The 11,960-nt window shown below is 60.6% G+C and carries 9 protein-coding genes; all 9 read right to left on the bottom strand.

From position 1 onward, the window contains the following. Positions 1-146 precede the first annotated feature (146 nt). Positions 147-3,467 carry an efflux RND transporter permease subunit gene (locus GH784_RS19240; protein WP_025594318.1) on the bottom strand — a complete coding sequence of 1,107 codons (3,321 nt, stop codon included), beginning with the start codon at positions 3,465-3,467 and terminating at the stop codon, positions 147-149. Between the two features lie 13 nt (positions 3,468-3,480). Beyond that, positions 3,481-4,674 (bottom strand): efflux RND transporter periplasmic adaptor subunit, encoded by a 1,194-nt coding sequence (locus tag GH784_RS19235; RefSeq protein WP_065702622.1) that lies wholly within the window; start codon positions 4,672-4,674, stop codon positions 3,481-3,483. Between the two features lie 365 nt (positions 4,675-5,039). Then, positions 5,040-6,032 (bottom strand): ABC transporter substrate-binding protein, encoded by a 993-nt coding sequence (locus GH784_RS19230; RefSeq protein WP_003513879.1) that lies wholly within the window; start codon positions 6,030-6,032, stop codon positions 5,040-5,042. A 21-nt stretch (positions 6,033-6,053) separates the two neighbouring features. Further along, positions 6,054-6,926: an ABC transporter permease gene (locus GH784_RS19225; protein ID WP_065702623.1), complete on the bottom strand. Its 873-nt coding sequence runs from the start codon at positions 6,924-6,926 to the stop codon at positions 6,054-6,056. Beyond that, the gene (locus tag GH784_RS19220) at positions 6,923-7,798 is read right to left on the bottom strand and encodes an ABC transporter permease (RefSeq protein ID WP_003513875.1); all 876 of its coding nucleotides are present in this window, start codon (positions 7,796-7,798) and stop codon (positions 6,923-6,925) included. The genes GH784_RS19225 and GH784_RS19220 overlap by 4 nt, the downstream gene beginning before the upstream one ends. A gap of 198 nt (positions 7,799-7,996) precedes the next feature. After that, on the bottom strand, positions 7,997-8,791 hold the full coding sequence (locus GH784_RS19215; protein ID WP_003513873.1) for an ABC transporter ATP-binding protein: 795 nt from the start codon (positions 8,789-8,791) through the stop codon (positions 7,997-7,999). After that, positions 8,788-9,231 carry an NUDIX hydrolase gene (locus tag GH784_RS19210; protein WP_019565127.1) on the bottom strand — a complete coding sequence of 148 codons (444 nt, stop codon included), beginning with the start codon at positions 9,229-9,231 and terminating at the stop codon, positions 8,788-8,790. Before GH784_RS19210 ends, GH784_RS19215 begins: the two co-directional genes overlap by 4 nt. Then, positions 9,228-10,685 (bottom strand): dihydropyrimidinase, encoded by a 1,458-nt coding sequence (gene hydA / locus GH784_RS19205; RefSeq protein WP_065702624.1) that lies wholly within the window; start codon positions 10,683-10,685, stop codon positions 9,228-9,230. The genes GH784_RS19210 and hydA overlap by 4 nt, the downstream gene beginning before the upstream one ends. After that, positions 10,682-11,929 (bottom strand): Zn-dependent hydrolase, encoded by a 1,248-nt coding sequence (locus GH784_RS19200; RefSeq protein WP_025594310.1) that lies wholly within the window; start codon positions 11,927-11,929, stop codon positions 10,682-10,684. The genes hydA and GH784_RS19200 overlap by 4 nt, the downstream gene beginning before the upstream one ends. Positions 11,930-11,960: the final 31 nt, after the last annotated feature.

The raw sequence follows: 11,960 nt of genomic DNA, 5'->3' as shown, positions 1-11,960 counted from the left end.
GTGCGGGGAGCAGGGAAATGTGGAGCGAGCGGGTGCGGCCTATCTCTTCTCCTCGGCGTGCAGAAGAAGCCAGCCGCAACGCAGTCGCGACCAAGCAAACGCACCACAAAAGGAAACGCCGGGCACTGGACCCGGCGTCTCAACTTTCACTCGGCAGCGAGCGGCGGCAACCGCAATATATTGCTGCCCTTGTCACCGGATTTTTCACCGGAGCCTTTTTCCATGCCGGCGACGCGCGCTTCCAGCGAGGAGAGCGCCAGGCTGTTTTCGCGGGCGATCTCCGAGAGTTTTTCGTTGGAGAGCGACTCTTCCTCCTCTTCCTTCTTGCCGACGAAGCGGCCGAAGAGGTGGGCGAGCAGGCGCGACAGGTCATCCATGATCAGGAAGAAGGCGGGGACCACGATCAGAGACAGCACCGTGGAGACGATGATGCCACCGATCACCGCAATCGCCATCGGCGCGCGGAAGGAGCCGCCTTCGCCGACGCCAAGTGCCGAGGGCAACATGCCCGCCGACATGGCGATGGAGGTCATGATGATCGGTCGGGCGCGCTTGCGGCCGGCCTCGACCATGGCATGCACCCGTTCCATGCCGTGCCGGCGCATTTCAATGGCGAAGTCCACCAGAAGGATGGCGTTTTTCGTCACGATACCCATCAGCATCAGAATGCCGATGAGAACGGGCATCGAAAGCGCGTTCTGCGTGATGATGAGCGCCACGGCCACGCCGCCAATGGCGAGTGGCAATGAGAACAGGATGGTGAAGGGCTGGATGATATCCTTGAACAGGAGGATAAGCACCACCAGCACCAGAAGCAGGCCGAGCAGCATGGCGTTGACGAAGCCCTGCTGCATTTCGCCCTGCACCTTGGCATCACCGCTTTCGGCAAGGCGAACGCTTGCCGGCAGTTCGGTTTCCGAAACGATCCGCTTGAACTCCGCCGTAGACGTATCGAGCGCTGTGCCGAACGGTACATCGGAGCCGATGGAGACGACGCGGTTGCGGTCGTTGCGCTTGATCGAGCTTGGACCTTCCGAATAGTCGATATCGGCAACACTGTAGAGCGGCACCAGCGAACCGGATGCGGTCTTGACCTTCAGCGCGCGGATGGTGGCGAGGTCACGGCGGGTATCGATAGATGCCTGCACGCGGATCGGGATCTGCCGGTCGTCCAGCGAGATTTTCGTCAACTGTGCGTCGATGTCACCGATGGTGGCGACACGCACCGTCTGCGAAATCTGCTGCGGCGTGATTCCGAGGCGGGCGATCTCGTCCTTGCGCGGGCGGATCTGCAGTTCAGGACGGGGAAGCGCTCCCTCGGAGCTGACATTGGCAAGGATGGGCGAGGCGCGCAGGCGGCTTTCGAGAATGCCGACGGCATCGTTCAGATCCTTCTCGTTGGACGAGAGGAAGTTGAAGCTCAGTTCGCGTTCCGCGCGGTCGTTAAGCTTGATGATGCGCACATCCGGAATGCTGCGGACCTTGGCGAAGATATCCCGCTCCACATCCCACTGCGGACGGACACGGCCCTTTTCCTCGATCTTCGGAAGATATTGGCCGACAAGCGGAAGCGAGCCGAGACCCTTGTTGACAAGGGTTTTCAGCAGCGAATGGTCGATATGCTGGAGAATGACGTTGACGGTGGCGCGGCGAAGCTCCAGATCGCCCTTGGGCGAGGCGCCGCCGAGGATGAAGACGCTTTCCACACCGTTGATATCGCGGATGGCGTGGAAGATTTCGGTCGTCGTCCGGTCTGTCTCGTCCAGCGTCGCATTGGGCGGCAGTTCCACCGAAAGCGTTACGCGCGAGGCGTCGTCCGGCGGCAGGAAGCTGCCCGGCACCTGGCTAAGAAGCATGACGGAAGCAATGAGGAAGCCGATGGCGCCGACCAGCGTCAGGTAACGCGCCCACCATTTGGAGGTGGTGGCGGAAACCATGCGCGTATAGGCTTTCATCAGCCAGCCGTCATTGTCGGCATGGTCATCCATCGCGTCTTCGGCGCGCATGAGATAGGCGGCCATCAAGGGCGTGATGAGACGGGCGACCGCCAGCGAGAAGAACACCGAGAAGGCGACCGTCAGACCGAACTGGATGAAGTACTGGCCGGGAATGCCGGGCATGAACGACACGGGCACGAAGACGGCGATGATGGTGAAGCTGGTGGCGATGACGGCAAGGCCGATTTCGTCTGCGGCTTCCAGCGAGGCGCGATACGGCGTCTTGCCCATCTTGATGTGGCGGGCGATGTTCTCGATTTCCACGATGGCGTCGTCCACGAGAATACCCGTGGCGAGCGTCAATGCGAGGAAGCTGACGAGGTTGAGCGAGAAGCCCATGATGTCCATGATCCAGAATGTCGGGATCGCGGAGAGCGGCAGGGCCACGGCGGCAATCAGGGTAGCGCGCCAGTTCCTGAGGAACAGCAGAACCACGATGACGGCGAGGACCGCGCCTTCGATCAGCGTATCGAGCGCTGCCGTATAGTTGCCGTAGGTGAAGTAGACGGCGTCATCGACCATCTGGATCGCGACGTCGGGATGGTCCTTGCGGACCTGATCGAGGCTTTCGGCCACGGTTTTGGCGACCGAAACCTCGCTGGCGCCCTTGGAGCGGAACACCGCAAAGGTAACGGCGGGGTTGCCGTTGAAGCGCGAGAAGGACTTCTGCTCCTCATAGGTGTCCGTGACGGTGCCGAGTTCGGCGAGCTTTACGAAACGGCCATTGGAGAGCGCGATGGTGGTGTTGGCAAGCTGGGTGACATCGCGGGTGTCGCCGAGCGTGCGGATCGTCTGTTCGTTACCGCCAACCTGGCCGCGGCCGGAGCCAAGGTCGATATTGGTGCCGCGCAGCTGGCCGTTCACTTCGCTTGCGGTGATGCCGTAGGCGTCGAGCTTTTCGGGGCTGAGCGAAACGCGCACTTCGCGGTCGGCGCCGCCATAACGGTCGACCTTGCCGATGCCGGACTTGCCCTGCAGCGAACGCTTGATGGTGTCATCAACGAACCAGGACAGTTCTTCCAGCGTCATGTTCGGCGAGGAGACGGCAAAGGTCTGGATTGCCTGGCCTTCCACGTCGATCTTGCTGACAACAGGCACTTCGATGTCGGATGGCAGATCGCTGCGGATCTTGTCGATAGCGTCCTTGACGTCCTGAACCGCCTCTTCCGTCGGCTTTTCGATGCGGAAGACGACGGTTGTCAGGGATTGTCCGTCGGTGACGGTCGACTGGATTTCGTCGACGCCGCTAATGGCGGCGACAGCGTCTTCGATCTCCTTCGTCACCTGCATTTCCAGCTCGGACGGCGAAGCGCCGCTCTGGGTCACGGTGACGGCAACGACGGGAACGTCGATATTCGGAAAACGGGTGATCGGCAGGGCGTTGAAGGCCTGGATGCCGAGGAACATCAAAAGCGCGAAGCCGAGAAGCGGCGCAATCGGGTTACGGATTGACCATGCGGAGAAGTTCATTTCATTCCCTCAGTCAGTTGGACGCAGCCGTCTGGGCTTCCACCGGTCTTATCCGGTCACCATCACGCACGAATGCTCCAGCTTTCTCGACAACCTTGTCACCAGCGGCAAGTCCGCTGACAATCTCGATGAAACCGCTGTCTTCAATGCCGGTCTCGATCTTCACCTGCTTGACGATGTCGCCTTCCACCTTGCGGGTGGTCGAGCCTTCACGCCCGGAGGTGACGGCCGAAAGCGGCAGGGCAAGCGCGTTCGTCTCTTTCACGATGATCTCCGCGCTGGCATACATGCCCGACCGTGCCGGGCTGTCCGTCGGCAGCACAACATGCACGGAACCAAGGCGCGTTGCCGGATCGACGGTCGGCGAAACGAGACGCACCTTGCCCTCAATTTTTTGGGCTCCGCCGGCAACCGTCAAGAAAGCTTTCTGGCCGGCCTTCACCCGCTGGATGTCGGTCTCGGAAAGATCGGCGACAAGCTCGATCGCGCCGTCCTTGATGATCGTGAAAAGCGGGTTTCCGGCGCCGCTGGCGATGGCGCCGACCTTGGCATTCTTGGCGGAAACGATGCCGGTGACGGGGGTTTTCACACCCGTGCGCGTCAGTTTCAGATTGATGTCGTCAATCTGCGCGTCGACGACCTTGATGTCTGCCTCTCCGGCGGAAACGGTCTGCTTGGCGGCATCAAGGCGTGCCTGCGCAACCTGGGCAGCGGCCTCGGTTTTTTCCGTCTCGGAGACGGAACCGGAACCGCTCTGGCCGAGCTTGGCGGCGCGGTCGCGCTGGCGAAGGGCATCCGCCTTGTTGGCCTCAGCCTCCAAAACCTGCGCCTTGGATTGCGCAACGGCGGCCTGCGCCTTGGCCCTGTTGGCCTCAAGCTGGCTTTTTTGCAGGAGAAGACTGTCCGAGGAAAGCACGGCCAGAACCGCATTCGCCTCGACCCTGTCGCCGATATCGACGTTCAGTTCGTCGATCGACAGGCCGTCGACCAGCGGCTGTACATAAATTTCGTCCACGGGCCTGATGGTGCCGGTGGCGATGATGCGGTCCACGAGATCGCGTGTTGCGGCGTGCGCGACGATGATGGAAGGCAGGTTCTGCTGTTTGACCGGTTCCGGCAATTCTCCCTCGGCCACAGCCGAAAATGGCAGGGCCGTTGCGGAAAGAAAAAGGAAAACAAAGCGGTTAAACGTGACTTTATGCTGCATGTGTCTTGGCTCGCGCAATATTCGATCGCATGTCCTTCAGCCTGAAGGCGTGTTTTAAAAGGTCATGCGGCAACGAATGTGAAACAAGGGATCACAATACTTCCTTCTCGATCCTCCCGATTCAAACGCCCCTCAACGCGAATCTTAAGCACCTTTGCTTCGTGCTTTTTTACAAGATCAAATTCGGCAGTCTTGTTGGCGGGGACTCTAATTGTTGTTGCTATACAAATCAATCCGCATAGCCTCGAGGGTTGATATACATTTTTGTATATGGCCGAGTGTTGTAATTCATCAAACGGGTCACCAGCGCGCAAAAAAACGCGCGGCGATGGCCGCGCGTTTCCATGTTTTCGGCTTCGACGTGACTATTTCAGCGCCGCATCGGTGATTTCAGTGGTGTAGGCGCCTGTCGGCTCCTTGGTGATAACGGGATCGGAACCGCCGCCGAGCAGCGTCTTGACGGTGCGCTCGTAATCCGCCTTGTCCAGCGCGCCCTTCGAGCCGGCGGTCAGCTTGGCGACTTCGCCCATCATGCGCTTCTGGTGCTTTTCGGTCTGGGCGCCGGAGGCGTCATTTTCAAGAACGATACCTGCTGCATCGTCAGGGTGTTCTTCCGCCCACTTCCAGCCCTTCATGGAAGCGCGGACGAATTTGACCATGTCTTGCTTGAACTTGGCGTCCTTCAGCTTGTCTTCGAGAACGTAGAGCCCGTCCTCCAGCGTTGCCACGCCTTCGTCCTCATATTTGAAGGTGACGAGTTCCTCCGGCTTGATGCCGGCATCAATGACCTGCCAGTATTCATTATAGGTCATGGTGGAAATGCAGGCGGCCTGCTTTTGCAGCAGCGGATCGACGTTGAAACCCTGCTTGAGGACGGTGACGCCATCCGCGCCGCCGGTGGTCGGGATTTTCAGGTGCGCCATCCACGACAGGAACGGATATTCATTGCCGAAGAACCAGACGCCGAGCGTCTTGCCCTTGAAATCTTCCGGCTTGGTAATGCCGGTTTCCTTGAGGCAGGTCAGCATCATGCCTGACGTTTTGAACGGCTGGGCGATGTTGACGAGCGGCACGCCCTTTTCGCGGGTGGCGAGTGCCGATGGCATCCAGTCGACGATCACATCCGCGCCACCGCCTGCCAGAACCTGCGCAGGCGCAATATCCGGTCCGCCCGGCTTGATATCGACATCGAGACCTTCGGCTTCATAAAAGCCCTTGTCCTTGGCGACGTAATAACCGGCGAACTGCGCCTGGGTGACCCATTTTAGCTGCAGGGTGATCTTGTCGGCGGCCTGAGCCTCAAATGCGCTCAGAAGTGACGCGCCGGCAAGAAGCATGGAGGCAAGTTTCATTTTCATCGCTGTTCCCTTTTTCGTTATTTACGTCCGTCCCCCACGGACGGACGGATGCCAGAAGGTGACGGCGCGCTCGATGAGCGCCACCAGACCGTAAAATCCTGAGCCTGCGAGCGCCGCCACGGCGATTTCTGCCCAGACCATATCGACATTGCTGCGGCCCATTTCCGCCGAGATGCGAAAACCCATGCCGACGATGGGCGTGCCGAAGAATTCCGCGACGATGGCGCCGATCAGCGCCAGTGTGGAATTGATCTTCAGGGCGTTGAAGATGAAGGGCCAGGCGGCGGGCAGGCGCAGTTTCAGCAATGTCTGCCCCCAGCCTGCGGCATAGGTGCGCATCAGGTCGCGTTCCATGTGGCTGGAGGCGGCAAGCCCTTGAACCGTGTTCACCAGCATCGGGAAAAACGTCATGATGACGACGACAGCCACTTTCGACTGCCAGTCGAAACCGAACCACATGACCATGATGGGAGCGATGCCGACGACCGGCAGGGCGGAGACGAAATTGCCGATGGGCAGAAGCCCGCGTTGCAGGAAAGGCGAGCGGTCGATGAGGATGGCGACGATGAAACCGAGGCCGCAGCCGAGCACATAACCTGTCAGCACCGATTTGAGGAAGGTCTGGCGGAAATCCGCCCAGAGGATCGGTAGCGAGCCGAGAAGGCGGGCGAGGATGGCGCTCGGGGCAGGCAACAGGATGGGTGGGACGGAGAAGCCGCGCACCACACCTTCCCAAAGCGCGAGAATGGCCAGCCCGAAGAGAAGCGGTACGGCCATGCGGCTCATTCGCTTTGCCGACTGTGATGCGAAGGTGTGGCGCACCAGCCATTCGTTGCAGGCCCAGGCGGCAAGCCAGAACAGGATTGCGCCAATAAACCAGACGGGATTTGTCATGGCCGCGCTCCCATTCTCTTGAGGACGGCTGCGTGAGCGATGCCGATGATCGAGACCAGAATGGCGGCCACACCGGCGGCCATGAACAGCGCTGCCCATATCTGCACGGTCTGGCCGTAATAGGAGCCGGAGAGCAGACGCGCACCGAGGCCTGCGACGGCGCCCGTCGGCAATTCGCCGACGATGGCCCCGACCAGCGCAATCGCGATGGCGATCTTCAGCGAGGTGAAGAGATAGGGCAGGGCAGACGGCCAGCGCAGCTTCCAGAAGATTTGTGCGGGCGAGGCATTATAGGTGTGCATCAGGTCCAGCTGGATGGTTTCGGGGCTTCTGAGGCCCTTCACCATGCCGACGACAATCGGGAAGAACGAGAGATACGTGGAAATCAGCGCCTTGGGCAACAGCCCGGAAATGCCGATGGAATTCAGGACGACGATGATCATCGGCGCGACAGCAAGGATGGGAATGGTCTGGCTGGCGATGATCCACGGCATGACCGAGCGGTCCATGGCGCGGTTGTGGATGATGGCGACGGCGAGCAGGATGCCGAGCACCGCGCCGATGGCGAAACCGAGGAGCGTGGCCGAAAGCGTGACGCCCGCGTGATAAACGAGGCTGCGCTTCGAGGTGATCGCCTTGTTGACGGTGGTGTCCCACAGTTCCGCGATGATCTGGTGCGGGGCGGGGAGAACCGGGCGCTCCTGTGCGAAGGTTTGCGGCAGAAGCTCCATGAAGCTCGGCGTCTGGCCGGCGCGGTTTGCCTGATCGCGGACGAAGGGCATGTTGAGGTAGATGACGCAAAGGTGCCAGACGATGAGGATGGCGAGGAGGACGGTGAGGATGGGGAGGACGCGGTGGCGGAGGAGGGTCATTGCGGCGCCCTCGGTTGATGGGAGTTACCCGCCTCTGTCCTGCCGGACATCTCCCCCACAAGGGGGGAGATCGACTCGTGGATAGATCTCGGCAATCTCCAGGCTCGAAAATTGAGAGGAGAGTGCGCCCCTTGCCGATCTCCCCCCTTGTGGGGGAGATGCCCGGCAGGGCAGAGGGGGGTAGTGCTGGCGCTGACCTCACCCCTCATAGCTATGCCCCGCCTTCAATCCCTCACGCACGCGATGCGCAATTGCCAGAAATTCCGGCGTCTCCCTGATCTCAAGCGGCCTTTCCCTTGGCAGCGTGGATTCGATGATATCCGTCACGCGGCCGGGCCGTGGTGACATCACGACGATCTTGGTCGAGAGATAAACGGCTTCCGGGATGGAGTGGGTGACGAAGCAGATGGTCTTGCCGGTCGTATCCCACAGTTTCAGCAGCTGTTCGTTCAGATGGTCGCGGACGATCTCGTCCAGCGCGCCGAAGGGTTCGTCCATCAACAGCAGGTCGGCATCGAAGGCCAGCGCTCGGGCGATGGAGGCGCGCTGCTGCATGCCGCCGGAAAGCTGCCATGGGTATTTCTTGCTGAAACCGCTGAGATTGACGAGATCGAGCGTGCGGTCGATGCGCTCCCTCTGTTCGGCCTTCGTATAGCCCATGATTTCGAGCGGCAGTGCAATGTTCTTTTCGATGGTCCGCCACGGATAGAGTGCGGCGGCCTGAAAGACATAGCCGTACGACCGGTCCTTGCGGGCGTTTTCCGGCGTGGTGCCATTGACGGTGATATCGCCGGATGTGTGCTTTTCTAGATCGGCAATCACCCGCAGGAACGTGGTCTTACCGCAGCCGGAAGGGCCGATGAAGGAGACGAACTCGCCCTTGCCCACTTCCAGATCGACATTGGAAAGCGCGTGCACCGGGCCATCGCCGGTTTCGAAGGTGAGGCCGAGATTTCTGGCGGAAACGACGGAATAGGACGAGGCTTGGTTCATCGTGGCTTGTTTCCACTTTCCGTCAGGGCTGCGCGTGCCAGCGGCAGCATACGTGTTTCCGTGAGTTTGGCGATCGGCAGATTGGAGGCCGCATCCAGATCGAGCCAGCGCACCTCCTCTATCTCGGCCTGCGGGGTAACGTCGATATTCAGTTGGGCGACGAAAGCATGGGCCACGACCTCCGCCCCTGTCTCATTGGCGGCCTCCTCCCGAAAGATGCCCTCATATCGCGCGGCATTTTCAGGAAGCGTGAGGCCGATTTCCTCGGCAAGTTCACGGTGAAGCGCCTGCTCCGGCGTTTCACCCGGATCGATCTTGCCGCCCGGCTGCATGAATTGCGTGGTGCCGCGCTTGCGCACGACAAGCATTTGCCGCCGCGCATTCAGGAGAACGGCGGCAGCGATGACGATTTCGCGTTTCGGATCGGTGCTCAAGGTCATACACCCGATGCCGGGATGCCGCTGCGTTCCACCTTGCGTGGCGCGACGAGCTCTTTCCATGTGGACAGCGCCTTGCTGACGGCGGGAAAGGGATCACGGGCGACGAACGTGCCGTGACCTTCCTGCGTCTTCACCGTGCTTTCCTCGATGCTGACGATGCCGCGCGACAGGGTGAAGCGCGGCAGGCCCTTCACCTTCTGTCCTTCGAACACGTTGTAATCGATGGCCGATTGCTGTTTTTCCGCGCGGATGGTCTTTTCCCGCGCCGGATCCCAGACGACGAGATCGGCATCGCTGCCGACGAGGATCGCGCCCTTTTTCGGATAGATGTTGAGGATTTTCGCAATGTTGGTGGAGGTGACGGCGACGAATTCGTTCATCGTCAGCCGACCGGTCGCCACGCCATGGGTCCAGAGCAGCGGCATGCGATCTTCCAGCCCGCCGGTGCCATTGGGGATCTTGCGGAAATCACCGAGGCCGAAGCGTTTCTGGTCGGTGGTGAAGGCGCAATGGTCGGTCGCCACGCATTGCAGCGAGCCGGAGGCGAGACCCGCCCAGAGGCTATCCTGATGCTGGCGGTTGCGGAAGGGTGGCGACATGACCCGGCGGGCAGCATGGTCCCAGTCGGCATTGGCATATTCGCTTTCGTCGAGGATCAGGTGCTGGATCAGCGGTTCGCCATAAACGCGCATGCCGTTCTGACGCGCACGGCGGATGGCTTCATGTGCCTGCTCGCAGGATGTATGAACGACATAAAGCGGCGCACCGGCCATATCGGCGATGATGATGGCGCGGTTGGTGGCCTCACCTTCGACGGAGGGCGGCCGGGAATAGGCATGCGCTTCCGGCCCGACATTGCCTTCCGCCATCAGCTTTTCCTGCATCTGCGCGACGATATCGCCGTTTTCCGCATGAACGAAGGGAATGGCGCCAAGCTCGGCGCAACGCGAGAAGGAGGCGAACATCTCGTCGTCATTCACCATCAACGCGCCCTTGTAGGCCATGAAGTGCTTGAACGAATTGATGCCCTTTTCCTGAACCACAGTCTTCATCTCGTTGAAGACCTGCTCGCCCCACCAGGTAACGGCCATGTGGAAGGAATAATCGCAGTTGGCGCGCGTTGCCTTGTTGTCCCATCTTTGCAGGGCATCGAGCAGCGACTGGCCGGGATCGGGCAGACAAAAATCCACCACCATGGTCGTGCCGCCGGCAAGGGCGGCACGCGTGCCACTCTCGAAATCATCGGCGGAATATGTGCCCATGAAGGGCATTTCCAGATGCACATGCGGATCGATGCCGCCGGGCATGACGTAACATCCCGTGGCATCGAGCACTGTGCCGCCGGTCAGATCGGGTCCGATCTCTGTGATCTTGCCGCCTTCGATTTTAACATCGGCCTTGTAGGTCAGGTCGGCGGTGACGATGGTGCCGTTCTTGATAATGGTGGCGGTCATTGCACGATCTCCGCAGTTTCCAGCACCGCATGCAGCAGCACATCGCAGCCGGCCGCCGCCCATTCCAGCGAAATCTCTTCCGCCTCGTTGTGGGAAAGACCGTCCACGCAAGGGCAGAAGATCATGGTGGAGGGTGCAACCCTTGCCGTCCAGCAGGCATCATGGCCGGCGCCGGAAATGATGTCCATATGGCTGTAGCCCAGCTTTTCGGCAGCAGCGCGCACGCGGCCCACCAGCACCGGATCGAAGGTGACGGGATCGAAATGGCCGATGGCCTCGATTGAGCAGCCGACGCCGAGTTCTTCGGCGATAACGGGCACCTCGCGTTCGAAGATGGCGCGCATGTTGTCGAGTTTCGCCTGCGAGGGGGTTCTGAGGTCGATGGTGAAAACCACCTTGCCGGGCAGCACATTGCGGGAATTGGGCGTGAAGATCATCTGGCCGACGCCGGCGACGGCGCCCGGCTGGTGGGCCATCGCCACTTCCTGCACCTTTTCGAGGATGCGGGCGGCGGCGAGGCCAGCATTGACGCGCATGGCCATCGGCGTCGAGCCGGTATGCGCTTCCTTGCCTGTCAGCGTGACTTCCAGCCACCACAGGCCCTGACCATGGGTAACGACGCCGATCTGCTTGCCTTCCGCCTCGAGGATAGGCCCCTGTTCGATATGATATTCGAAATAGGCGTGCATCTTGCGGGCGCCCACCTCTTCCTCACCCAGCCAGCCGATTCGCTTCAGCTCGTCGCCATAGGTCTTGCCGTCGGTATCGGTGCGGCTATAGGCGTAATCGAGATCGTGAATGCCGGCGAAAACGCCGGAAGCCAGCATGGCCGGGGCAAAGCGCGCCCCTTCCTCGTTGGACCAGTTGGTAACGACAACAGGGTGTTTCGTCTTTATGTTGAGATCGTTCAGGCTTCGCACGACTTCCAGTCCAGCCAGCACGCCGAGAACGCCATCGAACTTGCCGCCGGTAGGCTGGGTGTCGAGATGGCTGCCGATATAGACCGGCAGTGCATCCGGGTCCTCGCCGGGGCGGGTGGCGAACATCGTGCCCATCTTGTCGACGCCCATCGTGAGGCCGGCCGCTTCGCACCAGCGCTTGAACAGGCTGCGGCCTTCAGCATCTTCATCCGTCAGCGTGCGGCGATTATTGCCGCCGGCAATGCCGGGGCCGATTTTCGCCATGTCCATCAGACTGTCCCACAGACGGTCGCCATTGACCGTCAAGTTCTTACCCGCTGCCATGAAGTGTCGTCCTCACCTGTTTTGTTTTTAT

The organism is Agrobacterium tumefaciens, assembly GCF_009649785.1.
Classification (GTDB): Bacteria; Pseudomonadota; Alphaproteobacteria; order Rhizobiales; family Rhizobiaceae; genus Agrobacterium; species Agrobacterium tumefaciens.
Note: the sequence above shows the minus strand (reverse complement) of the source record. Positions and strands in the feature narration are given on the sequence as shown.